The sequence below is a fragment of the Lelliottia sp. AC1 genome, from assembly GCF_023278595.1.
GTDB lineage: Bacteria > Pseudomonadota > Gammaproteobacteria > Enterobacterales > Enterobacteriaceae > Enterobacter > Enterobacter nimipressuralis.
In genome coordinates this window covers 2,087,304-2,110,870 of the sequence record NZ_CP025699.1, presented here as the reverse complement: position 1 = coordinate 2,110,870, position 23,567 = coordinate 2,087,304, and the positions used below count along the sequence as shown (strand labels likewise).

Here is a 23,567-nt window from a genome sequence, read left to right as displayed (position 1 = left end):
GAGGTGTATTTATATTCTCCCGTCAGCGGCTGGAACTGTATATCGCCGTGATGTGTTGAGAAGAGGAGAAATAACCATGATGACTTACGACCGCAACCGCAACGCTATTACCACTGGCAGCCGTGTAATGATTAACGGTACTGGCCATATTGGGGTTATCCGCGCAATTCACGCCGAGGGGCTGGATGCGACCCAGGTACGCCGCAACAAAACGGTAGAAGTGGAAGGTTGTGAAGGCAAGTTCGAACCGATTGAACTGATTCGTCTGGGAATGCACTAACAGGTGCAATGACATGCCGCCGTACGCGGCGGCATGAGTCGAGATTATTTCTGAGAGACAGTCTGCGCCACGGTTGCTTTAGCGCCCTGCTCCAGCAACATTTTATATGCGTGCATTACCGCATCCACAAAACGCGCTTCCAGCGGCAGTTCATTGCCGAAAATCGCCTCAATTCCCAGCAGCGCTTTCACGCGGCTTTCGCCTTCGGCACTGCCCTTCACCGCAGCCTGAATCGTTGTCAGCAAGGGATCGCAGACTTCAATCGCGTTTCCACTTTCATCCACACCGCCGACATAACGCATCCAGCCTGCCACGCCCAGCGCCAGCAGCGGGAAGCTCTGCTGATGCACCAGATGCCAGCGCACGGAATCGAGCATACGCTGCGGTAACTTCTGACTGCCGTCCATCGCGATTTGCCAGGTGCGGTGACGCAGTGCAGGGTTACTGTAGCGCGCAATCAGCAGGTCAGCGTAGCGCCCCAGGTCGACCCCTTTTACCTTCAGGGTTGGTGCCTGTTCGTTGAGCATCAACGCATGGGCTGCAAGGCGATAGTTTTCGTCTTCCATACAGTCGTTGATGTGCTGGTAGCCCGCCAGATAGCCGAGATAGGCAAGGAAAGAGTGGCTGCCGTTGAGCATACGCAGTTTCATCTCCTCGAACGGAATCACATCAGCCACCAGCTCTGCGCCTGCTTTTTCCCACTCAGGGCGCCCGGCGACAAAGTTGTCTTCAACTACCCACTGACGGAAAGGTTCACAGGCCACGCCTGCCGGATCGCGAACGCCGGTAATCTGTTCGATTTTATCCAGCGTCTCTGCCGTTACGGCCGGAACAATGCGATCGACCATCGTCGACGGGAACGTCACGTTCGCTTCAATCCAGTCTGCCAGCTCAGCGTTGACGGCACGGGCATACGCACAGGTGACGTTACGCATCACATGGCCGTTTTCCGGCATATTGTCGCAGGACATCACGCTGAACGCCGGTAAGCCTGCGGCTTTGCGGCGTGCCAGCGCTTCGACCACCACGCCCGGGGCGGATTTTGGCTGCTGCGGGTTTTGCAGATCGGCGGCAATCAGCGGGTGATCGAGCATCAGTTGCCCGGTCGCAGGTGCGTGGCAGTAGCCTTTTTCAGTGATAGTGAGTGAAACAATCGCCACCTGCGGCTCGCACATGGCAGCCAGCACGGTTTCCAGACTATCTACCTGCGCGTGAAGCGCGTTTTTCACCACGCCGACGACGCGAGCGGTCCAGGCATCGGCGGACATTTCCGCCACGGTGTAGAGATTATCCTGGGCTTTGAGATCGGCAATCTGCTGTTCGCCGCCAATCAGGTTGACTTCGGTGTAGCCCCAGTCGCTATGGTGCTCAGCCGCCAGGATATCGGTGTAAACGGCCTGATGGGCGCGGTGAAACGCACCGAAACCCAGGTGCACGATACGTGGCACCAGTGTGTTACGGTCATAAGCAGGAAGTGTCGCTTTGGCATTCAACAATTTATTATTCATGAGAAGGCTCATTTAGGTGAGAGGTCGTCGAATCTGAGGAGGTAGACCATCTCACGCAATTGGTATGACATCTTTGATTTTCATCAACTACCATACAAGAAGAGAAGAAAAGGCGGGATCACGCTCCCGCCCCATCAGATTACTGATTCACCGTATGCCCGAGAGGCACTGCCGAACCCGATTTTTCAGCGGCATCTTCCGCGAGGCTCAGATCGCGGTCGCGCACTTCCGGCATCAGGAAAGCAGACACCAGCCCAATCAGGGAGTAGACCACCATCATCGCCACAATCGGCCACCATGAGCCGGTCATGTTGCAGAAAATCCCCGCCAGCACCGGGCCAAAACCGACCGCCACCAGACCGCCGGCCTCTTTTGAAATCGCCATCCGCGTGAAACGGTTACGCGAGCCAAACATCTCCGCCATGGTGATGTTTTCCAGCGCAAACAGCCCCAGCACCGCAAAGTTATGGATGATGATGATCGACAGCATGATCACCCCTGGGCTGTAGCTTTTATCGACGATAATCGACAGCATCGGGTAGGCCAGAATAATGGCGGAAATATTGAGCAGAATGTACGGCAGACGACGCCCGACCTTATCGGAGAGCCAGCCCAGCAGCGGGATCGTGATAAACCCGAGAATGGAGCTGATCATCAGCGCGTCGGTCGGAATGCTTTTATTGAACAGCAGCGTCTGCACCAGATAGCCCGCGAGGAACGTCTGAATCAGGCCGGAGTTCCCCGCCTGACCAAAGCGCAGGCCGGTTGCCAGCCAAAAGGATTTGCTTTTGAACATCGCCCCCAGAGAGGTCTCTTCTGCCGTCACCACTGGGCTGCTCTCATCGTTGACCTTCTCAAACACCGGGCTTTCTTTGAGGTTCATTCGCAGCCAGATGGCGAAGATCATCACCACGACGCTGGCAAGGAAAGGTACGCGCCAGCCCCAGGCGACCAGCTCTTCACGGTCAAGGGCAAAGAACATTACCGCCCATATCGCCGTGGCGCTTAAGGTCCCGCAGTTGGTCCCCATTGCGACCAGCGATGAGATAATCCCGCGTTTCCCTTTCGGCGCGTATTCCGCAAGCATTGTTCCCGCACCCGAAATTTCCGCCCCGGCACCCAGCCCCTGGATAATACGCAGTGTCACCAGCAGAACCGGTGCAAAAATCCCGATCTGCGCGTAGGTTGGCAGAACGCCAATCAGTGTGGTACAGATCCCCATCATGGTGATGGTGATAAACAGCACCTTTTTACGCCCGATCCGGTCGCCCATTTTGCCGAAGATAAACGCCCCGACGATGCGCGCAATATAGCCCGCGCCGTAGGTCCCCATCGCCAGAATCAACGCCATCGCAGCGGACTGCTCCGGGAAGAATATTTCATGAAAGACCAGCGCCGCACCCAGCGAATAGAGCTGGAAGTCCATGAATTCCAGCGCGGTGCCAAGCCAGCCGGACACCGCCGCTTTCACCAGATCCGACGTTGTTCTTTGAGGTTGTGTCTGAGTCATAATGGCTATCTCTGAATGTAGGTAAGATGCGTACCACTTAACCGCGTGTGTTGTTATTGGCCGAACGTCAGCAAGACTTTGCAGCACTGCCGCTGGTCTTTCTCAAACAGTTCGATGGCGTCTGTCACGTGGTGAAAGTCAAAAGTGTGGGTAATCAGTTTTTCTGGGTCGATCAGCCCCTTTTCCAGCCAGTCGATGACCACCGGGAATTTGTTGGCATTCAGGCGAGATGAGAATATCGACAGCTCTTTGCCGGTAATACCCTGCTGTGTTACCTGGCTCGGGTCGCTGGAGAAGCCCATCAATACGATGCGACCGCCCGGTGACGCGAGGGTGACCGCCTCCTGCAATATCGTCGGATGGCAGGCGGCATCGATGATTAACGTCGGTTTTATCCCCTTCTCATCCAGCGCCGCCTGCAGAGACTGTTCCGCGTTGTTGAACACCCAGTCCGCACCGCTGCGTTTAGCCATTTCAAGCCGTTCATCGATGCGATCGACGACGATCAACTGTTTCACGTTATAGACGCCTTTGAGCGCCTGAACGGTCACCAGCCCCATCGGACCGGCACCGTAAATTAGCGCGATGTCCTTGTCCGTCGGCTGAGCGTGCCCGGTGACGTTGGCCGCAATGGTGAAAGGCTCCACCATTACCGCGTGGCGATCGGAAATCGTATCCGGGATGGTCCACGCATTTTTCGCCGGAACCACGGCATATTCGCTGAACCCGCCGTCACGATGCACACCCAAAACCACCAGCGACGTGCAGACATTCGGTTTGCCAACTGAGCAAGGCCAACACTCTCCGCAGCTGATCACCGGGTCCACAGATACGCGCTGCCCGAGACGCGCTTTTTCCACGCCCTCTCCGACTGCGTCAATCACGCCAAAGAATTCGTGGCCAATGACACGCGGGTATTTCGCAAACGGGTTGTGACCGCGATAAATATGGCTGTCGGAGCCGCAAATCCCGGCTAAGGTGATTTTGACGCGGACTTCGCCCGGTGCCGGAACGGGCAACGGACGCTCTTCGATCAACAGCTCATTCGGTTTTTGAATAACGATGCTTTTCATGGTTGCTCCTGACCGATCCCTTTCTTACATAACGCGTTGTTATTAAGAAATTAATCAATCCTGTGTTTAACAATAAAGAGATAACACATCGCCCCAACAAAGGTGACGCAGGCCGCGACAACCAGGGCGAGATTAAAGGAATGCGTTTTATCGACGATCCAGCCGGTCACGACCGGCGCGAACGAGGCAAAAACAAAGCTGCCGAAGTTCTGGATGGCGGCAACGGAGGCGACTTTGCTTTCAGCGACCATCACCTGTACCAGGCCCCACGCGGAGGTTCCGGCAAAGTGGACGCAAAACAGGGCTAACGAAATAAAGGTGACGGCTTCCGCCGGGGACGACGATTGCACGACCAGCAGAGTGCCTAAAGCCGACAGGATCAACCCCACCACAATCGCCGTTTTGCGCGTTTTGGCGAGGTCATAGCCTTTTTTGGCAAGTGCATCGACCACCAGTCCGTTGACCCACATCCCGACGGCCGCAGCCAGGAACGGGATCGCCGAGACCCAGCCGGTCTTTGCCAGGCTGAAGCCCTGCTGTGCCTGCAGATAGCCGGGCAGCCAGGCGATATACAACCAGCCGGTGTAGTTCACGCCAGAGAACCCTAAAATCATTCCCCAGGTGGTACGGCGTTTGAATAACGCACTCCATTCGCTAAAACGTAACGTTGGGCGCGGTTTTACCGGCGCGGAAAGGTATTCGCGTTCTTCCGGCTGGAAAGCGAACTGCGCGCGGTTGCGATACCAGGCGTACCAGCAGACGCCGACAATCACCCCCAGCAGACCAATAATCACGAACATGGCCCGCCAGCCCCACAGGATTTGCAATGTCACCAGGATTGGTGGCGCAATGGCCTGCCCCAGAACCGTGGAGGAGTTAAAAATCCCCAGCGCGGTCCCCCGCTCTTTTTGCACATACCAGTCGGTGATGGATTTCACCCCGGCAGGCATAAAGGGCGCTTCGCCGATCCCTAAGCCAATGCGCAGCAGGATAAAATGGCTAAAGGAGTTCACCATGCCCGTCAGGGCCTGCATCAATGACCAGAAGATTACGCCTGCGCCCAACACCAGTCGTGGCCCGTAGCGATCGAGCAATATGCCGGAAGGCAGTTGCGCCAGTCCGTACGAAAGTGAAAATGCGGAAAGCAAAAAGCCAAATTCTGTTGCCGACAGCCCCATGTCACCGCGAATGGCTTCACCGGCCACGCTCAGTGAGGAGCGGTCCAGAAAATTGACAATCCCTGCCAGGAATAACAGCACCAGAGTGAGGGTCTGGATTTTTTTAATCCGCGCAGGCTTGGTTAAACTTTCTGTATTGATAGTTTCAGTTGTCATACGGACTCCCGATCTCAATTTACCAGTTCCACAAGGTGCCATCTTCCAGGCGGGCGACCGGCAGATACGCCGGGTCGTACGGGTATTTGGCGGCCAGTTTTTCATCAAACTCAATGCCGAGACCCGGCTTATCGCCTGGATGCATATAGCCGTTATCGAAGCTCCAGCTGTGCGGGAAGACCTCCAACATTTGCTCGGAATAGCCCATGTACTCCTGAACGCCAAAGTTCGGCACCCACAGGTCGAAATGCAGCGCGGCGGCGTGGCAAATCGGCGACAGATCCGACGGGCCGTGCGAGCCGGTGCGCACCTGATAAAGCGAGGCGAAATCCGCAATCCGGCGCATCCCGGTGATCCCGCCCGCGTGGGTAATGGTGGTGCGGATGTAATCGATCAGCTGCTCTTCGATCAGCTGTTTGCAGTCCCAGATACTGTTGAACACCTCCCCGACGGCAATCGGTGTGACCGTGTGCTGGCGGATAAGGCGGAAGCACTCCTGGTTTTCGGCGGGCGTCGGATCTTCCATCCAGAACATGCGGTATTGTTCGATGCTCTTGCCGAAACGGGCTGCCTCGATGGGGGTCAGGCGGTGATGCATGTCATGCAGAAGATGCTCGTTAAAGCCGAACTGGTTACGCACGGCGTCGAACAGTTTAGGGGTGAAATCGAGGTATTTTTCCGTGGACCACAGCTGCTCTTCAGGCCAGTCGCCTTTGGTCGCCGGTTCGTAGGCCAGCCCTTTCCCTTTCGCCATGCCGTAGGTGGTTTTCATGCCCGGAACGCCGCACTGCACGCGGATCGCCTTGAAACCCATCTCTTTGTGACGCGCGTAATCTTCCAGCACATCATCGATGGTGTGCCCGGTAGTGTGGCAATAAACCATGACACCTTCGCGCGACGCACCGCCCAGCAGCTGATACAGCGGCATACCGGCGGCTTTGGCTTTGATATCCCACAGGGCCATATCGACAGCGGAAATCGCCGACATGGTGACTGGCCCGCGCCGCCAGTAGGCGCCTTTATAGAAAAACTGCCAGATATCTTCGATGCGGTGCGCATCGCGGCCAATCAGCTGTGGGCAAAGGTGATCTTTCAGATAGGAGGCAACAGAAAGCTCGCGTCCATTTAAGGTGGCATCACCCAGGCCGACGATCCCGTCGTCCGTGGTGATTTTAAGGGTGACAAAATTACGACCCGGGCAGGTGACAAAGACTTCGGCCCCGACAATTTTCATGATCCAGTTCCTTACATCGCTCAGTGTGATGCAAGGAATTTACTTAATTACGCAACTACCATACAAGTATAGCGATCAAAAAATCTTCCACAGATCACAAAACAAAGGCGCTTATGCGCGCCCCCAGCCTGCCACGATGATCAACATCCCACACAGTGCAATCAGCGCGCCAGCCCAGTCGTAGGCGCTGAGCTTCACGCCATCGACCACCCGCAGCCAGACAAGCGCCGTGCAGACATAAACACCGCCGTACGCGGCATACACGCGCCCGCTGGCCGCCGGATGTAACGTCAATAGCCAGACAAACAGCGCCAGCGCGATCCCCGCCGGAAGTAACAGCAATACCGATGCCCCGCGTTTCAGCCACAGGTACGGCAGGAAGCAGCCGAGGATTTCGCACAGCGCGGTCGCAAAGAAAAGTAAGGTTGTTTTAATCATTTTGACGAGTGAGTGAGAATAGGTTTAACCATGATACGCGATAATGGCGCGACCATTACCCTGCCTGCCGCGTGGGTATGCCACCTTTTCAGATTGGTGTAGAATTGACCCTGGGTAAACCCACTACAAGGAACATGCAATGAGTACATTACGCAAACGCTTCTGTCTGGCGGCCATGCTCTCCCTGACGGCGTTCGCCTTTACGGCCCCCGCCTCCGCCAACACCAGCAAACTGATCATTGAGTCGGGTGACAGCGCGCAGAGCCGTCAGAATGCCGCAATGGATAAAGAACAATGGAATGACACCCGCAGCCTTCGCCAGAAAGTTAACAAACGCGTTGAAAAAGAGTGGGACAAAGATGATGTCGCTTTTGATATGCGTGATAAATGCCAGCAAAGCGCGAACGTGAATGCTTACTGGGAACCGAATACCCTGCGCTGCCTGGATCGTCGTACCGGTCGTTCGGTCGCGCCTTAATTTCGACAGCCAGAAAGGATGATTATGGCCAGCCCGTTAACGGTAAAACTCAGACCGCTGGAGCGCGAGGATTTGCGCTTCGTTCACCAGCTCGATAATAACGCCAGCGTCATGCGTTACTGGTTCGAAGAGCCTTACGAGGCGTTTGTTGAGCTGTCGGATCTGTACGATAAACATATTCACGACCAGAGCGAGCGCCGTTTCGTTGTCGAGTGCGACGGAGAAAAAGCCGGTCTGGTCGAACTGGTTGAGATTAACCACGTCCACCGCCGGGCGGAGTTTCAGATCATTATTTCGCCGGAATACCAGGGGAAAGGCCTTGCCACCCGGGCGGCGAAACTGGCGATGGATTACGGCTTTACGGTGCTCAACCTGTATAAGCTGTATCTGATCGTCGATAAAGAGAATGAAAAAGCCATCCATATTTACCGTAAACTCGGGTTTATGGTTGAAGGCGAACTGATTCATGAGTTCTTTATCAACGGCGAGTACCGCAACACCATTCGCATGTGTATTTTCCAGGATCGCTACCTGGCAGAACACAGAGCGACCGGAAGCCAGCTTCTGAAACCCACCGCACAGTGACGCGTTTTTACGCCGGGTAGCGGCTTCGCCCCACCCGGCTTAAACGCGTGCCAGTCAGTAATATTCAATACTGTTTTTAATGGTGTACTTGTGCGCCACCGCCGGTTTCACGCTGTCATCCACAATATGTAACTCGCAACTTACCGGGTTATTGTGGCGATCATAATCACAGCTCTGTTTCACCGACCCTAGCGGTTTGTCGTTAAGCAGGCTGACCGCAGAGTAATCGAGCTTTTTGCGTTTATCGTTCGACGGGGTGGCCGACACCGACAGATGCTGATCGCCAGACACCGTGGTTTTACCCAGCGGATAGCCATCTGCGTCGTAGCGGTACTTCACTTCCATCGCCTTGCCGTGTGCCGTGACGATAAATCCGTTATCGTCTGTATCCCATGTCACGCCCGCCGAGGGCAGCTCAGCCAGCTGGCATTTTCCCTGCAGCTTGATTTTTTGCTGCTGGGTTTCTGCATCCAGATAAAAATTGGCGTCCAGCACCAGCGCCACGCCGGTGTTCGCGTCCAGATCGTGCAACTCCAGGGTATCGAAACACCCCTCCTGCGAGAGCGATCCTGTGACGCGTTTACTCACTTCCCCTTTCTCATTGAACAGCGTCTGGGTGAAGTCTTTTACCGGCCCGCGCAGGGGATCAAAATCAAACTCGTTCGAAAAGCTGGCCATCTCCGGCGTAAACGACAGCGGCGCGGAGGCGTTATCACACCCCGCCAGCACGCCTGTCAGCGCAATCATTACTGCTAGTTTCTTCACATTCTCACCGATGCGTGAACATTATTACCTCACATATTAGCAAATACAGAGGGTTACTTTTTAGCGAAACACAGCAGCAATGATGACATTTGTGAGCCCGGCGACGCGTCAGGCCGGTACCGCCTCCACAATGGATAAATAGGATGGTGTGTGGATCACCCGGTTTATCTTCAGCCCGGCGTGACCTAACAAGTCTGCATACTCTTTCTCCGTACGAGCACGTCCGCCGTCGAAACCCGACAGCAAGAGAAGATCAATTTCATACCTTCCCTGCTCATTATCTTGCTCTTTGATCAGCGGCTCCAGAATTAATAAGCGGGAACTGGCTTTCATCGCTTTACGACAGGTATGTAATATCTGACTGGCTTTTTCGTCTGGCCAGTCCATCAAAATATATTTCAGCATATAAATATCAGCTACCGGGCAGGCTTCGAAAAAACTCCCTGCAATGGTTTCCCAGCGGGATTTATTGCCTAGTAGATGCAAACTGTTTTCGCTAACCACGTTGTGGCGATCAAATAAAATACCGTGAAGAGTGGGATTGCGTCGCAAAACCGTCAATAAAAGATTCCCCAGCCCACCGGCTATATCAACGACCGTGGCATTTTCCGGGAAATGATAATTATCGGCCAGCATGTCGTTTTCGACGCTCGACATCGAGGCCATCCCGGCATGAAAACCGTCGTCGCCTGACGGTGTTTTTTTCGTTCCCCAGTACTCATAAAACGGCATACCAAATAATTCGTTAAAGACCGGCCTGCCTTTCACGATATCCGTCATCTTCCCGGCGGGCTGCCAGAGGGTTTTATCCGTTAACATCAGCACGGCTTCGCGCAAGGAGTACGGGGTGTCAGACCGCAAAAACTGTGCGGCGGGGGTCAGGGTAAACAGACCATCGTCAGTCATGCTAAACACCTCGCGAGAGGCCAGAGTTCGCATAACCCGATACAGATACCCGGCATCGACATTTAGCTCGTGCGCGAGCTGCTCTGCGGTTTTATCTTCGTCTTTAAGATGATCCGCAACGCGTAATAACGCAGCGGTACGCAGGGCAGCCTGCCAGACAAATCCCATGCACTGCTCTAGCACATACATTCCATCCTGACGCTCTTTTTCCGTCAAACATTTTTGGCTTAACATTTTATTTCTCCTGTTCCGTAAAATTTAAAAGCACAGAATTAAAATGAAACGTCAGCCAATAAGCCTAACGGGCATAATTAAATAAGCCACTCGCTCAATTTTATTTTCATCGACGACGCTGGAAATTAAAATCCACATTCAAAATAAATAATGTACAGGAATATGGCCAACGAATGGATTTATTAGAAGGCTACTCATCGCTCGCTTAAATAATCACATCGCGCACTTAACCAGAATTAAATTCGCTCTCGGATTTTTCAGAAAATTTCGTGGCAATACAACTATTTACATTATGCCTGCTAAAATAAGACTCACACACAGAGAGAAGGAGCCACACATGAAACGGTTACCCTGGATTACCGCGCTGCTGTTAGCAGGCATTTCCCCTGCTGTTCTGGCCGCCCCCGACTCGTGCGAGCGCGTGAAAAGTGATATTCAGCAACGCATTATCAATAACGGCGTGCCTGAATCCGGTTTTAGCCTGAACATTGTGCCAAACGATCAGGCCGACCAGGCGGATGCGCAGGTGGTGGGACATTGCGCGAACGATACCTTTAAAATTCTCTACACCCGTACCGGCAGCAGCAGCGCACCTGCGGGTGGCGCGGGGACGCAAGACAATGCGCCGAACGAACCGCAGTAATTTATCTGCGGGAATTCCCTTAGCTTGATAAGGATTAATGTTTATTACCCCTGAATAGGTAAAACTCACTCCATCATTACCCGGTGCTTATCGCGGGTAAAACCCTACGCAATGACAAAGATGGAGTGAGTCATGTCCGATATCGAACATCACGGCGGGATCAGCCGTCGAACTCTCGTTAAATCCACTGCAATTGGCTCTCTGGCGCTCGCTGCCGGAGGGATTTCACTACCCTTCGGCCTGAAAAGTGCCGCCGCTGCCGTACAACAGGCGGTACAGCCTGCCGCGGATAAAGTGGTCTGGGGCGCCTGCTCAGTGAACTGTGGCAGCCGCTGCGCCCTGCGATTACACGTCCGCGACGACGAAGTTTACTGGGTTGAAACCGACAACACCGGCGAGGATGTCTACGGCAATCACCAGGTGCGCGCCTGTTTGCGTGGCCGTTCGATCCGCCGCAGAATCAACCATCCCGACCGTCTTAACTACCCAATGAAACGCGTCGGCAAGCGCGGTGAAGGCAAGTTTGAGCGTATCAGCTGGGATGAAGCCCTTGATACGATCACCCGCAGTCTGAAAGGCGTGGTGGAGAAATACGGCAACGAAGCCGTGTATATCAACTACTCCTCCGGCATCGTCGGCGGCAATATTACCCGCTCCTCGCCGTATGCCTCGCTGGTGGCGCGACTGATGAACTGCTACGGCGGATTTCTCAGCCACTACGGCACCTACAGCACCGCGCAAATCGCCTGCGCCATGCCTTACACCTACGGCTCCAACGACGGCAACAGCACCTCGGATATCGAAAACACCAAACTGGTGGTGATGTTTGGCAACAATCCGGCGGAAACGCGTATGAGCGGCGGCGGGATCACCTATTTTCTGGAACAGGCGCGTGAACGCTCAAATGCGCGCATGATCGTCATCGATCCGCGCTACACCGATACCGCCGCAGGACGCGAAGATGAGTGGATTCCAATCCGCCCAGGCACCGACGCCGCGCTGGTAGCAGGTATTGCCTGGGTGTTAATCGACGAAAACCTGGTCGATCAGCCCTTCCTCGACACCTATTGCGTCGGCTACGACGAAAAAACGCTGCCCGCCGATGCGCCCGCAAACGGCCACTACAAAGCCTATATTCTCGGCCAGGGCGAAGACGGTACGGCCAAAACGCCGCAATGGGCGTCACGCATCACTGGTATTCCCGCTGACAGAATCATCAAACTCGCCCGGGAAATCGGTAGCACAAAACCGGCGTATATTTGCCAGGGATGGGGACCACAGCGTCAGGCCAACGGCGAACTGACATCCCGCGCCATCGCCATGCTGCCCATTCTAACCGGCAACGTCGGGATCAACGGCGGCAACAGCGGTGCCCGTGAATCCACCTACACCATCACCATTGAGCGGATGCCGCTCCCGGATAACCCGGTCAAAACCCAGATCTCCTGCTTCAGCTGGACCGATGCCATTGTGCGTGGCCCGGAGATGACCGCCACTCGCGACGGTGTGCGCGGCAAAGATAAGCTGGATGTGCCGATTAAATTCATCTGGAACTATGCCGGTAACACCATCACCAACCAGCATTCCGATATCAACAAAACCCACGATATTTTACAGGACGAAAGCCTGTGCGAAACCATTGTGGTGATCGATAACTTTATGACCTCGTCGGCGAAATACGCCGATATTCTGCTGCCCGATCTGATGACCGTCGAACAGGAAGATATTATTCCTAACGACTACGCGGGTAACATGGGCTATCTGATTTTCCTCCAGCCCGTCACCGCGCCGAAATTTGAACGTAAACCGATCTACTGGATCATGAGCGAAGTGGCGAAGCGCCTGGGGCCGGATGTCTATCAGCAGTTCACCGAAGGGCGTACGCAGGAGGAGTGGTTAAAACTGCTGTACGCGAAAATGCTTGAGAAAGATCCACAGCTGCCCTCCTACGACGCCCTCAAAGAGATGGGCATTTACAAGCGCAAAGATCCGAACGGCCACTTTGTGGCGTACAAGCAATTCCGCGACGACCCGCAGGTCAATCCACTGAAAACGCCGTCGGGCAAAATTGAGATCTACTCCAGCAAGCTGGCGAAAATTGCCAGCAGCTGGGAGCTGGAAAAAGACGAAACCATCAGTCCGTTGCCGGTGTACGCCTCAACCTTTGACGGCTGGGACGCTCCGGAGCGCAGCAAATTCCCGCTGCAGTTGTTTGGTTTCCACTTTAAGGCTCGCACCCACTCCAGCTACGGCAATATTGATATCTTACAGGCCGCCTGCCGTCAGGAAGTGTGGCTTAACCCGGTCGATGCCGATCAGCGCGGCATTAAAAATGGCGATCTGGTGCGGGTGTTTAACGCCCGTGGCGAGGTGCGTATTCCGGTAAAAGTGACGCCGCGCATCATGCCTGGCGTCAGCGCGATGGGCCAGGGCGCATGGCACGATGCGAATATGAGCGGGGATCGTGTCGATCACGGTTCGTGCATCAACACCCTGACCACACACCGCCCGTCGCCGCTGGCGAAAGGCAACCCGCAGCACACCAACCTGGTGCAGATCGAGAAGGTTTAAAGGAACGTTGTTATGAATGAAGTGTTACCGCGCGAATCTTTCGCACTGAGTGCCCGGGTGTTGGGAGCCTTGTTTTATTTCTCACCCGACAGCGAGCAGGCCGCTCCGCTGGTGTCAGCGCTGACCACCCGCGACTGGCACCTGGACTGGCCGCTGGCGCAGGACGATTTACGGCCCATCGCTGAGACCTTGCGCGCCACCACCGACGAGCCGCTGACGGATGCCTGGCAGCGTCTGTTCATCGGCCCGTGGGCGTTGCCTGCGCCGCCGTGGGGTTCCGTGTGGCTCGATCGTGAATCGGTGCTGTTTGGCGATTCGACGCTGGCCCTGCGCCAGTGGATGCGGGAAAACGCCATCGCTTTCGAGGTACAGCAAAACGAGCCGGAAGACCATTTCGGCACGCTGCTGATGCTGGCCGCCTGGCTTGCCGAAAATGGACGCGACGTCGAGCGCGATCAACTCCTGGCATGGCATTTGCTGCCGTGGAGCCAGCGCTTTTTGATGGTATTCATTGAAGAAGCCGGTCATCCGTTTTACGTCGGCCTTGCTCAGCTTGCCCGCCAGACGCTGGCAAGCTGGCAATCTTCCCTGTTAATCCCGGTCGCCGACAAACCGTTGTATCGCTAATTGTCTCTTCGCACGGCACTTACCTGCCGTGCGAAACCCCTCATTTGTGACAGTGTCACTTATTAAGTTTTACCTTTAGGACTATTCTGCCCGCATCCCCTGAGGCCTTACTCCATAAGGCGTAACACCCTGTTTACATTGCCATCTTCCCCGAACTGATTTTCTCTGCCGCTGGAACCCTTCCCAATCGCTTGCTATAGGTCATGTACCCCTGCCGAAACATGGCATAACAACAGGCAATCAATGGGTTGCTATAACGCATGCGCACAGGGAGACACACCGCAATGCACTCATCATTACTGACACGTACGCTGCTTTTCATCGGCGCGATTATTGCAGTTCTCGCTCTCCTCGCCTGGGGAATTGGGCTGGATACGATCAAAGCGCGCCAGGTTGACCTGCTGTATCTCGGTCAGCAGCACCTGATTTTAGTTTTCTCTTCCATGTTCTTTGCCCTGTTAGTCGGGATCCCGAGCGGAATATTACTGAGCCGCCCGGCCGCGCGTGGCACCGCCGAATACGTGATGCAAATCTTTAATGTCGGCAACACCCTGCCACCGCTGGCGGTTCTGGCCCTGGCGATGGTGGTACTCGGCATCGGTGACAAACCGGCGATTATCGCGCTGTTCCTGGCGTCGCTGCTGCCGATTGTGCGTAACACCTATGCCGGATTGTGCTCGGTTCCCGCCTCAATGCTCGAAGCCGCTAACGGTATCGGGATGACCAAATGGCAGCGCCTGCGTCAGGTGGAGATCCCTAACGCCTGGCCGGTGATGCTCTCCGGCATCCGCATCGCCACGGCGATTAACGTCGGTACCGCACCGCTGGCCTTCCTGATCGGTGCCAGCAGCTACGGCGAGCTGATTTTCCCCGGCATCTACCTGAACGATTTCCCGACCCTGATTCTGGGTGCGGCGGCCACGGCGCTCTTCGCGCTGATTCTGGATACGCTTTTGGCTGCACTGGGCCGTCTGATGAGCCCACATATCGCACGATAACAATAACAAGGAGCAAGTATGAGACTGTCTTCACGCCTGGCGGCCCTGTTTACCGCCGCGCTGTTGGTCAGCCAGGCCCAGGCCGCACCGCTGATTCTGGCGACCAAGAGCTTTACCGAGCAGCATATTTTATCTGCCATGACCGTACAGTATCTGCAAAAGAAAGGGTTTCAGGTTCAGCCGCAAACCAATATCGCGACGGTCATTTCCCGGAATGCGATGATTAACAAGCAGATTGATATGACGTGGGAGTACACCGGGACGTCGCTGATTATCTTTAACCACATCAACAAACGCATGTCGCCGCAGGAGTCCTATGACACGGTGAAACGCCTGGACGCGAAACACGGCCTGGTGTGGCTCAAACCGGCGGACATGAACAACACCTACGCGTTCGCCATGCAACGTAAACGCGCCGAAGCCGAGCACATCAACACGATGTCCGAGATGGTGGCCAAAATTGAGCAGATCCGCAAAACCGATCCGGACAACAACTGGCTGCTGGGCTTAGACCTGGAATTCGCCGGGCGCAGCGATGGCATGAAGCCGCTGCAGGAAGCCTATCAGATGGAACTGGATCGTCCGCAAATTCGCCAGATGGACCCCGGCCTGGTGTATAACGCCGTGCGCGACGGTTTTGTCGATGCGGGCCTGATCTACACCACTGACGGGCGCGTAAAAGGTTTCGATCTGAAAGTGCTGGAAGATGATAAAGGCTTCTTCCCGAGCTATGCGGTCACGCCGGTGGTGCGCAAAGACACCCTCGCGGCCAACCCTGGTCTGGAAGAGGCGCTCAACACCCTTTCCGGCCAGCTTAATAACGACGTTATCACCGAGCTGAATAAAAAGGTTGATATCGACCATCAGTCACCGCAGCAGGTCGCCCGTGATTTCCTGCGTAGCAAGCAGCTGCTGTAAGGAGGCGCTATGGAGACCATTCACTACATTATTGATAACTGGGATTATTTATTAACCCTCACCTTTCAGCACCTGTGGCTGGTGGCATTAGCCGTCGGACTGGCGATTGTGACCGGCGTGCCGCTGGGCATTTTAATCGTGCGCCATAAATGGCTGGCGACGCCGGTGCTGGGCATCGCGACCATCGTTCTGACCATTCCGTCGATTGCCCTTTTCGGCCTGATGATTCCGCTTTTTTCGCTGATCGGTCAGGGTATTGGCGCCCTGCCCGCCGTTACCGCTGTGTTCCTTTACTCGCTGCTGCCGATTGTGCGTAACACCCACACCGCGCTCGACAGCCTGCCGCCCGGTCTGCGTGAAGCCGGACGTGGAATCGGCATGACCTTCTGGCAGCGCCTGCGCTGGGTGGAGATCCCAATGGCCCTGCCGGTGATTTTCGGCGGCATTCGTACTGCCGTGGTGATGAATATCGGCGTCATGGCTATCGCCGCCGTAATTGGCGCAGGCGGTCTGGGGCTGCTGTTGCTGAACGGTATCGGCGGAAGCGACATTCGCATGTTGATTGCCGGTGCCTTAATGATTTGTCTTTTAGCTATTGTGCTCGACTGGCTGCTCCATCGCCTGCAGGTCGTGCTGACTCCGAAGGGGATTCGATAATGATAAAACTGGAAAACCTCACCAAACAATTTTCACAGAAAAATGGCCAGACCTTTAAGGCCGTCGACAACGTTAACCTGAACGTTCCTGAAGGGGAAATGTGTGTCCTGCTGGGGCCGTCAGGATGTGGTAAAACCACCACGCTGAAGATGATTAACCGCCTGATTACCCCGAGTAGCGGCACTATTCTGATTAACGGCGAAAATACCAACGAGATGGATACCGTCACCCTGCGCCGCAATATCGGTTACGTGATCCAGCAGATTGGTCTGTTCCCGAACATGACCATCGAAGAGAACATCACCGTGGTACCGCGCATGCTGGGCTGGGATAAGGCGCGCAGCAAAGCGCGTGCTGAAGAGCTGATGGATATGGTGGCGATGGACCCGCATAAATTCCTCAACCGCTATCCGCGCGAAATGTCCGGCGGCCAGCAGCAGCGTATCGGCGTGATTCGCGCCCTGGCGGCGGATCCTCCGGTACTGCTGATGGATGAACCTTTCGGTGCGGTAGACCCGATCAACCGTGAGGTGATCCAGAACCAGTTCCTGGAGATGCAGCGCAAACTGAAAAAGACGGTGATGCTGGTCAGCCATGACATTGACGAAGCGCTGAAGCTCGGCGACCGTATCGCCGTGTTCCGTCAGGGCCGTATCGTGCAGTGCGCCAGCCCCGATGAACTGCTGGCAAAACCGGCGAATGAATTTGTTGGCTCTTTCGTCGGCCAGGACCGCACCCTGAAACGCCTGCTGCTGGTATCGGCGGGTGACGTTACGGATCAACAGCCAACGATCACCGTGCGCGAATCCACCCCCCTGCCGGAGGCGTTTGCCACCATGGATGACAACGACATCCGCGCGATCACCGTGGTGGATGGCAACGGCAAACCGCTGGGCTTTGTGAAGCGCCGCGAAGCGCGTCACGCCACTGGCTCTTGCGCAGACATGTTGCATCCGTTCCGAATGACGGGCAAAGCGGAAGACAACCTGCGCGTTGTTCTGTCGCGTCTGTATGAGAGCAACACGAGCTGGATGCCGATCGTAGATGAAGAGGGTCGTTATAACGGTGAGATTTCGCAGGATTATATCGCGGAGTATCTGAGTTCAGGACGAACCCGTCGTGCACTGAATATTCACAGCGACACGTAAATACTGCGGATAATAGCCGGGCAGTCAGGACTGCTGCCCGGTTTCGACGTTACGCGACGACCTTCTCAACGGAAAAGGTGCTGTCCAGCATCGTCAGATCGATGTAACGCGCCAGATCGCGCTGCTCAGCGCGCGGCAGATACGGCAGTTCACCCACCAGCGGCCCCTGCAGTTTTTTGCTCAATACGTCGATGATTTCGGCGTAATGGGCAAGACCGGGGTTGATGCGGTTAGCGACCCAACCAATCAGCGGCAAACCATCATTAGCAATGGCCTGCGCGGTCAGCAACGCGTGGTTAATGCACCCTTCCTGAATACCGACAACCATCAGCACCGGCAATTGTTCCTGCACCACCCACTCCGATAACGGACGCAGATCGTTCATCAGGCTGCGCCAGCCGCCGGTGCCTTCGATCACCACGTGATCGACGCTATCGCTGAGGTTCGCCAGCCCGTTGGACAACAGGGAATAATTGATAAGACCGCTGTGTGCCACGCTACTTTCGTCTTCACTCAGCGCGATCGGGTTGATGGCCTGATAAGGCAGCTCAAGGCTTGAGACACTTTGTAGCACCAGCGCATCTTTATTGCGTAGTCCTTCTGGCGTCTCTTTACTTCCTTTCGCGACCGGTTTATACCCTGCCACACTCTTACCGCCTGCCGCCAGGGCCTGCAGCAAAGCGCGGGACACCACCGTCTTACCGACAGAAGTATCAGTACCCGTTACAAAGAAACGCTTAAGCATCACTCACTCCACCTTTTGGGCATATGCTTTGAAAATATAAACTAAGTAAATAATTCAGTGGAGTGAGTCTAAGGTATGCGCCGTCGGTCCAGATTGAGATAGCGCAATTTTTATGAGATCAGCGAAAAAGAGTTATCCCTGCAGCAGGCGGATCAATAGCGAACCGTTATACATGGCATCTTTCACCAGCGCGGCACCGGCCATGGTGCCTTGATTGGAAAACTGCGTGCTCTCGACCACCATATTTTTACTGTAGGCCGGAAGGGATTGCTGACGAATGCAGTCAGAAATCGCCGGGAACAGGATCTCGGCGGCCTGATTCAGCGGCGAGCCAATCAGGATTTTTTGCGGATTAAAGAGATTCACCATAATCGCCAGAATACGCCCGACGTTATTGCCCACACCGGTAATGATGTCTTTCGCCAGCAGATCGCCCTGCCGCGCCGCGCCGCACAAAGACTCGACGGTCAGCGGCTGGCCGTGCAGCGACGAGCTCATCGACTGGCTAAGACGCAGTTGCGCCAACTCCATCACGCTTTCGACGCTGGCAATGGTTTCGAGGCAGCCGTGGTTGCCGCAGTAGCAACGCTTGCCGTAGGGATCGACCTGCGTATGACCAATTTCCACCAGGCTACTGCTCCCGGCATGCAACAGGCGGCCATCGGTAATCACGCCCGCCCCGACGTTGTGGTCAATCACCACCTGAATCACGTCACGCGCGCCGCGAGAGGCGCCAAACAGCGCCTCGGCCATCGTCCAGGCGCTGATGTCATGCTGAATGTAGACCGGTACGCCGGTGTGATTCTCCAGCACTTCACCCAGCGGCATGTCTTTGACGTCGTCATAAAACGGCATGCGGTGGACGATTCCATTTTCCGTATCAATAATTCCCGGCAGGGTGATCGCAATGGACGTCAACCGCTCCAGCTTTTGCTGGTGGCGAATAAAAAACTGATCGATATGGGCAATGATGCGTTCAAGCAGGGTTTGCTCTGACTGGAGCGGCAGTTCGAGACGGTCCTCGACCACCAGCTTACTGCTCAGATCGCGCAGGGCGAGAATCACTTCCGCGCGGCTGATGCGAATCGACAGGTAGTGCCAGGCTTCAGTTTCCACCACCAGCCCCACCGCCGGACGGCCACGGCTGCCCGGCTCCTGGATTTCCGTCTCCTGAACCAGATGCGCTTCCAGCATTTCACGCACTATTTTGGTAATACTGGCTGGCGCCAACTGCGCCAGTCGGGAAAGATCGATACGCGAGACCGGGCCAAGCTGATCAATCAGGCGATACACCGCACCCGCATTGGTCTGCTTAATTTGATCAATATGTCCTGGCTGACTATCAGCAACCACCTCTTACATCCTTATTTTCGCGCTTCGAAATAAACTTTGGGCTATGGTGAAGCACTTCGCAGGCAATCGTCAAATTTAAACTTAGCCATGTGATTTGCCGCACATTTTTCGCCCTTTTTCAGGCCATTATTGGCCGCTTTGAGGCTGCAATCAGCTGGTTTTTGAAACGCTGTGCCGCATGGCTCTGTTCATGGTGTTTTGGCCATACCAGCCACATCTCAGAGACGGCATCCTCTTCGGCAATCGCCACCCAGCGCATTTCGCTCAGCTGCACACGTTTAAATGACGCCGGAAGAATCGATACCCCCAGCCCCGCCGCGACTAAACCGATTATGGTCATCGCCTCGCCCACCTCCTGGGTGATCACCGGCGCCTGCCCGTAGCGGCGCATCAGGCCAAGAATGTCGTCGTACAACCCGGTCCCGACATGAGGGTCGAAAAAGACAAAGGGTTCCTGCGCCAGCTGGGCAAGCGTTACTGAGTCCAGTTCGGCCAGCGGGTGATCGCGAGGAATCATCGCCAGCAGCGGCTCGCGCAGGATTACTTCCCAGGCCAGGGTATCGGGCAGATGGGTGTTGCGCATCAGCCCCAGATCCAGCGAACCTTCATTCAACGGGACAATCTGCTCCCGCGTATTGATCTCGCGCGTCTGGATGTGCACATCGGGGTAATGGCGGCGAAACGACGACAGGGTATCCGACACCGCGCTGATAAACGGCGCCGAAGAGGTAAATCCGATGCGCAGTTCGCCCGTTTCACCCAGATGCAGACGTTCGGCGCGCGCGGCGGCGTCATCGACCAGGCTCAGTATTTGTCGGCTGTCGGCCAAAAACTGCCTTCCCGCCTCCGTCAGGCTGACGCTGCGGTTGGTGCGGGCCAGCAAACGTGCGCCAACCTGCTGCTCAAGGATTTGGATCTGCTGGCTCAGGGGCGGCTGGGAGATGTTCAGCCGCGCGGCCGCCCGGCCAAAATGGAGTTCTTCAGCAACAGCGATAAAGTAGCGTAAATGGCGCAGCTCGATATTCATATGTTTAACGTATCATTTGAGATTATTAATATATTAGACAGAATATTTACAATTTCCTACTCTGATCTTGTGGTCATACCCGTCACCAGAAATCACGGGGATGTTTAAGCAAGGAATGAGTGTGAGTCGTACATCTACCGTTGATATCGCCCCGGCAAGCGACATTGATGATTTACCCGCAGCACCCGCGCCGAACCAGTTTATCAAACGTGGTACTTCCCAATTTATGCGCGTCACGCTGGCGCTGTTTTCCGCCGGTCTTGCGACCTTCGCCCTGCTGTACTGCGTGCAGCCGATCCTGCCGGTTCTCTCTCATGAGTTTGGCGTCTCGCCCGCCAGCAGCAGTATTTCCCTGTCGATCTCAACCGGGATGCTGGCGGTCGGGTTGCTGTTTACCGGCCCGCTCTCCGACGCCATCGGACGCAAACCGGTGATGGTGACCGCGCTGCTGCTCGCGTCGGTGTGTACTTTGCTTTCGACAATGATGACCAGCTGGCACGGGATCCTGGTGATGCGCGCTCTGATTGGGCTGTCCCTGAGCGGCGTGGCGGCGGTCGGAATGACCTATCTCAGCGAAGAGATCCACCCGAGTTTTGTTGCCTTCTCAATGGGGTTGTACATCAGCGGGAACTCGATTGGCGGCATGAGCGGACGCCTACTGAGCGGGGTGTTCACGGATCTGTTTAACTGGCGCATCGCGCTTGCGGTGATTGGCTGCTTTGCCCTGGCATCAGCGCTGATGTTCTGGCGTATCCTTCCGGCGTCACGCCATTTCCGCCCTACTTCCCTGCGGCCAAAAACGCTGTTTATCAACTTCCGCCTGCACTGGCGCGACCAGGGTCTGCCGCGTCTGTTTCTGATGGGCTTCCTGCTGATGGGGTCGTTCGTCACCCTGTTTAACTATATCGGTTATCGCCTGATGCTCTCGCCATGGCATCTGAGCCAAGCCTTTGTCGGCCTGCTCTCCGTGGCCTATCTCACCGGGACCTGGAGCTCGCCGAAAGCAGGCGCGATGACCGCACGCTTCGGTCGAGGGCCGGTGATGCTGGTCTCGACAGGGGTAATGCTCGCGGGTCTGCTGCTGACACTGCTCTCTCCCCTGTGGGTCATTTTCGCCGGAATGCTGCTCTTCTCCGCTGGTTTCTTCGCCGCGCACTCCGTCGCCAGCAGCTGGATCGGCCCGCGCGCCCGTCGCGCCAAAGGCCAGGCGTCATCACTCTATCTGTTTAGCTACTACCTGGGCTCCAGCATCGCCGGGACTCTCGGCGGCGTGTTCTGGCACAACTATGGCTGGAATGGTGTTGGGGGATTTATTGCATTGATGCTGTGCGCCGCGCTGCTGGTCGGGGCGAGCCTGCATAAACGTCTGCACTGACGGTTATGCTTCAAACGAGCGCGAAATGGGAAAGCTGGTACACCGCCACCAGCGCTGAGATATTCACAATCACACTGATGATGAACCTGGTTTTGAACGGCTGCTTTTGCGTTTTATGGCGGAAGAGTTGTTGGCCCGCCATCGCGCCTGGCCATCCTCCCACAAGGCCAAACACCAGCAATGTAGATTCCGGCACTCTGCGCCAGCCCTTGCGCGCCGCCGTTTTATCCACGCCATAGATCACCAGCGTAAGCACATTGGCGAGCAGGAGCCAGCTGGCAATGGGATGGGCGGTAAACATGCTTCCGATCGCTGAAACGATGAGGAGCAAGTAGCAGAAGCGATTGAGATTCATAGGCGCGGTCACGGTCGTTATTACGGTAAGTTGTGCGGCATTATACGGGGTCGCGCTGTCAGGGCGAAACGGATGTCATAAACCTGGAGCTGGCTGTTTAGCATCTTCTATAAAAGCCACGTCAATCATTACACCCGGCATCATTTCTTCAAGGCCGTCTGTCAGCATCTTCCCGGCTTCATGAAGCTTTTCCAGGGGCATCTGCGGCAGACTCTCCAGAATGAACCACATTTGCTGCGCGTCCACACTCAGGCGAGTTCTGATCCCCTGTCGCCAGTTCCAGCGGCGGCAGGTCACTCCGGCATCATCGCACCAGATAACTTCTCCCTGCGAAGGGTATTCAACTGCGGGTTCACCCTCTTTGACAGTATCAAAAGGTTCTGTGCCTTTTGCCACAACCAGCCGTGGCACCCCCTGATAGGCAGCGATATTTTCTCCCCCAACCGGAACGGCATACTTCAGACTGACGGCGTTATAGAGATCCACGACCGGATCAAGAGCGGGCATTGCGCCGTCGCGAAGAACGCGCTTACGCAGCGCATCAGCTGAGCACGGCGTGCGTTTTGGCCTGGCACCAAATCCCTGAAACACTTCTGCCCACGCGGCCAAATGTGCTTCGGCCCAGGCAGGGCTTCCAGCCAGAACGGCTTCGCAGGCTTCTTGCAGAGCGATTTCACCAACGCGCGGGTTACGTACCGGGGCGGCCTGTACACAGAGACTCAGAGCCCGGAAACCGGGGGCGATACCATAAACCTCTGGGGCAATTGACGGAGAGACAATGAACACGTGATAATCCTGTAATGAC

Annotated in this window: 24 protein-coding genes; 11 read left to right on the top strand and 13 right to left on the bottom strand. The window is 55.6% G+C overall.

Annotation, left to right across the window (positions count from 1 at the left end; genetic code table 11):
- Nucleotides 1–76 precede the first annotated feature (76 nt).
- Nucleotides 77–280: a putative selenium delivery protein YdfZ gene (gene ydfZ, locus C0560_RS10035; RefSeq protein ID WP_100780267.1), complete on the top strand. Its 204-nt coding sequence runs from the start codon at nucleotides 77–79 to the stop codon at nucleotides 278–280.
- 44 nt (nucleotides 281–324) lie between these two features.
- Here ydfZ and C0560_RS10030 read toward each other — a convergent pair whose 3' ends face one another.
- The 6 genes from C0560_RS10030 to C0560_RS10005 form a co-directional block, all read right to left on the bottom strand.
- Nucleotides 325–1,788 (bottom strand): mannitol dehydrogenase family protein, encoded by a 1,464-nt coding sequence (locus C0560_RS10030; protein ID WP_248860162.1) that lies wholly within the window; start codon nucleotides 1,786–1,788, stop codon nucleotides 325–327.
- Nucleotides 1,789–1,927: 139 nt separating this feature from the next.
- A complete protein-coding gene (locus C0560_RS10025) occupies nucleotides 1,928–3,298 on the bottom strand; it encodes an MFS transporter (RefSeq protein WP_123428061.1) in 1,371 nt (456 codons plus the stop codon).
- Between the two features lie 53 nt (nucleotides 3,299–3,351).
- Nucleotides 3,352–4,371 carry a Zn-dependent oxidoreductase gene (locus C0560_RS10020; RefSeq protein ID WP_248860160.1) on the bottom strand — a complete coding sequence of 340 codons (1,020 nt, stop codon included), beginning with the start codon at nucleotides 4,369–4,371 and terminating at the stop codon, nucleotides 3,352–3,354.
- 50 nt (nucleotides 4,372–4,421) lie between these two features.
- Nucleotides 4,422–5,705 (bottom strand): MFS transporter, encoded by a 1,284-nt coding sequence (locus tag C0560_RS10015; protein WP_248860157.1) that lies wholly within the window; start codon nucleotides 5,703–5,705, stop codon nucleotides 4,422–4,424.
- Between the two features lie 19 nt (nucleotides 5,706–5,724).
- The gene (rspA, locus tag C0560_RS10010) at nucleotides 5,725–6,939 is read right to left on the bottom strand and encodes a starvation-sensing protein RspA (protein WP_102103644.1); all 1,215 of its coding nucleotides are present in this window, start codon (nucleotides 6,937–6,939) and stop codon (nucleotides 5,725–5,727) included.
- 111 nt (nucleotides 6,940–7,050) lie between these two features.
- Complete coding sequence (locus tag C0560_RS10005; protein ID WP_100780273.1) at nucleotides 7,051–7,377, bottom strand: YnfA family protein; 327 nt, start codon at nucleotides 7,375–7,377, stop codon at nucleotides 7,051–7,053.
- Between the two features lie 139 nt (nucleotides 7,378–7,516).
- Here C0560_RS10005 and C0560_RS10000 point away from each other — a divergent pair, with 139 nt between their 5' ends.
- Nucleotides 7,517–7,855, top strand: coding sequence for a DUF1283 family protein (locus C0560_RS10000; RefSeq protein ID WP_100780274.1), 339 nt, complete (start codon nucleotides 7,517–7,519; stop codon nucleotides 7,853–7,855).
- 24 nt (nucleotides 7,856–7,879) lie between these two features.
- Nucleotides 7,880–8,440, top strand: coding sequence for a spermidine N1-acetyltransferase (speG, locus tag C0560_RS09995; protein ID WP_100780275.1), 561 nt, complete (start codon nucleotides 7,880–7,882; stop codon nucleotides 8,438–8,440).
- Nucleotides 8,441–8,494: 54 nt separating this feature from the next.
- Here speG and C0560_RS09990 read toward each other — a convergent pair whose 3' ends face one another.
- On the bottom strand, nucleotides 8,495–9,205 hold the full coding sequence (locus C0560_RS09990; protein WP_100780276.1) for a YnfC family lipoprotein: 711 nt from the start codon (nucleotides 9,203–9,205) through the stop codon (nucleotides 8,495–8,497).
- A gap of 108 nt (nucleotides 9,206–9,313) precedes the next feature.
- Nucleotides 9,314–10,345 (bottom strand): acetylserotonin O-methyltransferase, encoded by a 1,032-nt coding sequence (locus tag C0560_RS09985; RefSeq protein WP_248860155.1) that lies wholly within the window; start codon nucleotides 10,343–10,345, stop codon nucleotides 9,314–9,316.
- Nucleotides 10,346–10,682: 337 nt separating this feature from the next.
- On the opposite strand from C0560_RS09985, the gene C0560_RS09980 reads away from it, so the two are divergent.
- From C0560_RS09980 to osmV, 7 genes are all read left to right on the top strand, one after another.
- The gene (locus tag C0560_RS09980; protein ID WP_100780278.1) at nucleotides 10,683–10,988 is read left to right on the top strand and encodes a DUF1161 domain-containing protein; all 306 of its coding nucleotides are present in this window, start codon (nucleotides 10,683–10,685) and stop codon (nucleotides 10,986–10,988) included.
- Between the two features lie 132 nt (nucleotides 10,989–11,120).
- Complete coding sequence (gene ynfE, locus C0560_RS09975; protein WP_248860154.1) at nucleotides 11,121–13,559, top strand: selenate/tellurate reductase subunit YnfE; 2,439 nt, start codon at nucleotides 11,121–11,123, stop codon at nucleotides 13,557–13,559.
- Between the two features lie 12 nt (nucleotides 13,560–13,571).
- A complete protein-coding gene (dmsD, locus tag C0560_RS09970; RefSeq protein ID WP_248860152.1) occupies nucleotides 13,572–14,186 on the top strand; it encodes a Tat proofreading chaperone DmsD in 615 nt (204 codons plus the stop codon).
- A 284-nt stretch (nucleotides 14,187–14,470) separates the two neighbouring features.
- Nucleotides 14,471–15,184 carry an osmoprotectant ABC transporter permease OsmY gene (osmY, locus tag C0560_RS09965; protein ID WP_123428075.1) on the top strand — a complete coding sequence of 238 codons (714 nt, stop codon included), beginning with the start codon at nucleotides 14,471–14,473 and terminating at the stop codon, nucleotides 15,182–15,184.
- An 18-nt stretch (nucleotides 15,185–15,202) separates the two neighbouring features.
- A complete protein-coding gene (osmX, locus tag C0560_RS09960) occupies nucleotides 15,203–16,102 on the top strand; it encodes an osmoprotectant ABC transporter substrate-binding protein OsmX (protein WP_102103640.1) in 900 nt (299 codons plus the stop codon).
- A gap of 9 nt (nucleotides 16,103–16,111) precedes the next feature.
- Nucleotides 16,112–16,759, top strand: a complete 648-nt coding sequence (gene osmW, locus C0560_RS09955; protein WP_100780283.1) for an osmoprotectant ABC transporter permease OsmW — start codon at nucleotides 16,112–16,114, stop codon at nucleotides 16,757–16,759.
- Nucleotides 16,759–17,907: an osmoprotectant ABC transporter ATP-binding protein OsmV gene (gene osmV / locus C0560_RS09950; RefSeq protein WP_102103638.1), complete on the top strand. Its 1,149-nt coding sequence runs from the start codon at nucleotides 16,759–16,761 to the stop codon at nucleotides 17,905–17,907. The genes osmW and osmV overlap by 1 nt, the downstream gene beginning before the upstream one ends.
- 49 nt (nucleotides 17,908–17,956) lie before the next feature.
- Here the strand turns inward: osmV and bioD are convergent, their stop codons facing one another.
- The 3 genes from bioD to C0560_RS09935 all read right to left on the bottom strand — a co-directional run bounded on the left by bioD (nucleotide 17,957) and on the right by C0560_RS09935 (nucleotide 21,032).
- Entirely contained in the window at nucleotides 17,957–18,652 is a 696-nt protein-coding gene (gene bioD / locus C0560_RS09945; RefSeq protein ID WP_123428077.1) for a dethiobiotin synthase, read from the bottom strand.
- A gap of 132 nt (nucleotides 18,653–18,784) precedes the next feature.
- A complete protein-coding gene (gene mlc / locus C0560_RS09940; RefSeq protein ID WP_100780286.1) occupies nucleotides 18,785–20,005 on the bottom strand; it encodes a sugar metabolism global transcriptional regulator Mlc in 1,221 nt (406 codons plus the stop codon).
- 118 nt (nucleotides 20,006–20,123) lie between these two features.
- A complete protein-coding gene (locus tag C0560_RS09935) occupies nucleotides 20,124–21,032 on the bottom strand; it encodes a LysR family transcriptional regulator (RefSeq protein WP_100780287.1) in 909 nt (302 codons plus the stop codon).
- Between the two features lie 121 nt (nucleotides 21,033–21,153).
- Between C0560_RS09935 and C0560_RS09930 the strand changes: the two genes are divergently transcribed.
- The gene (locus tag C0560_RS09930) at nucleotides 21,154–22,407 is read left to right on the top strand and encodes an MFS transporter (RefSeq protein ID WP_248860151.1); all 1,254 of its coding nucleotides are present in this window, start codon (nucleotides 21,154–21,156) and stop codon (nucleotides 22,405–22,407) included.
- A 10-nt stretch (nucleotides 22,408–22,417) separates the two neighbouring features.
- On the opposite strand, the gene C0560_RS09925 is transcribed toward C0560_RS09930, so the two are convergent.
- Both C0560_RS09925 and C0560_RS09920 read right to left on the bottom strand, forming a co-directional pair.
- The gene (locus C0560_RS09925; protein WP_248860149.1) at nucleotides 22,418–22,762 is read right to left on the bottom strand and encodes a DUF1294 domain-containing protein; all 345 of its coding nucleotides are present in this window, start codon (nucleotides 22,760–22,762) and stop codon (nucleotides 22,418–22,420) included.
- A 75-nt stretch (nucleotides 22,763–22,837) separates the two neighbouring features.
- Nucleotides 22,838–23,548, bottom strand: a complete 711-nt coding sequence (locus tag C0560_RS09920; RefSeq protein WP_248860147.1) for a B3/4 domain-containing protein — start codon at nucleotides 23,546–23,548, stop codon at nucleotides 22,838–22,840.
- Between the last annotated feature and the right edge of the window lie 19 nt (nucleotides 23,549–23,567).

Excerpts from the sequence above, each read along its gene's own strand:
- ydfZ (WP_100780267.1), top strand. The coding sequence starts at position 77 with ATGATGACTTACGACCGCAACCGCAACGCTATTACCACTGGCAGCCGT.
- C0560_RS10030 (WP_248860162.1), bottom strand. The coding sequence starts at position 1,788 with ATGAATAATAAATTGTTGAATGCCAAAGCGACACTTCCTGCTTATGAC.
- C0560_RS10025 (WP_123428061.1), bottom strand. The coding sequence starts at position 3,298 with ATGACTCAGACACAACCTCAAAGAACAACGTCGGATCTGGTGAAAGCG.
- C0560_RS10020 (WP_248860160.1), bottom strand. The coding sequence starts at position 4,371 with ATGAAAAGCATCGTTATTCAAAAACCGAATGAGCTGTTGATCGAAGAG.
- C0560_RS10015 (WP_248860157.1), bottom strand. The coding sequence starts at position 5,705 with ATGACAACTGAAACTATCAATACAGAAAGTTTAACCAAGCCTGCGCGG.
- rspA (WP_102103644.1), bottom strand. The coding sequence starts at position 6,939 with ATGAAAATTGTCGGGGCCGAAGTCTTTGTCACCTGCCCGGGTCGTAAT.
- C0560_RS10005 (WP_100780273.1), bottom strand. The coding sequence starts at position 7,377 with ATGATTAAAACAACCTTACTTTTCTTTGCGACCGCGCTGTGCGAAATC.
- C0560_RS10000 (WP_100780274.1), top strand. The coding sequence starts at position 7,517 with ATGAGTACATTACGCAAACGCTTCTGTCTGGCGGCCATGCTCTCCCTG.
- speG (WP_100780275.1), top strand. The coding sequence starts at position 7,880 with ATGGCCAGCCCGTTAACGGTAAAACTCAGACCGCTGGAGCGCGAGGAT.
- C0560_RS09985 (WP_248860155.1), bottom strand. The coding sequence starts at position 10,345 with ATGTTAAGCCAAAAATGTTTGACGGAAAAAGAGCGTCAGGATGGAATG.
- C0560_RS09980 (WP_100780278.1), top strand. The coding sequence starts at position 10,683 with ATGAAACGGTTACCCTGGATTACCGCGCTGCTGTTAGCAGGCATTTCC.
- ynfE (WP_248860154.1), top strand. The coding sequence starts at position 11,121 with ATGTCCGATATCGAACATCACGGCGGGATCAGCCGTCGAACTCTCGTT.
- dmsD (WP_248860152.1), top strand. The coding sequence starts at position 13,572 with ATGAATGAAGTGTTACCGCGCGAATCTTTCGCACTGAGTGCCCGGGTG.
- osmY (WP_123428075.1), top strand. The coding sequence starts at position 14,471 with ATGCACTCATCATTACTGACACGTACGCTGCTTTTCATCGGCGCGATT.
- osmX (WP_102103640.1), top strand. The coding sequence starts at position 15,203 with ATGAGACTGTCTTCACGCCTGGCGGCCCTGTTTACCGCCGCGCTGTTG.
- osmW (WP_100780283.1), top strand. The coding sequence starts at position 16,112 with ATGGAGACCATTCACTACATTATTGATAACTGGGATTATTTATTAACC.
- osmV (WP_102103638.1), top strand. The coding sequence starts at position 16,759 with ATGATAAAACTGGAAAACCTCACCAAACAATTTTCACAGAAAAATGGC.
- bioD (WP_123428077.1), bottom strand. The coding sequence starts at position 18,652 with ATGCTTAAGCGTTTCTTTGTAACGGGTACTGATACTTCTGTCGGTAAG.
- C0560_RS09935 (WP_100780287.1), bottom strand. The coding sequence starts at position 21,032 with ATGAATATCGAGCTGCGCCATTTACGCTACTTTATCGCTGTTGCTGAA.
- C0560_RS09925 (WP_248860149.1), bottom strand. The coding sequence starts at position 22,762 with ATGAATCTCAATCGCTTCTGCTACTTGCTCCTCATCGTTTCAGCGATC.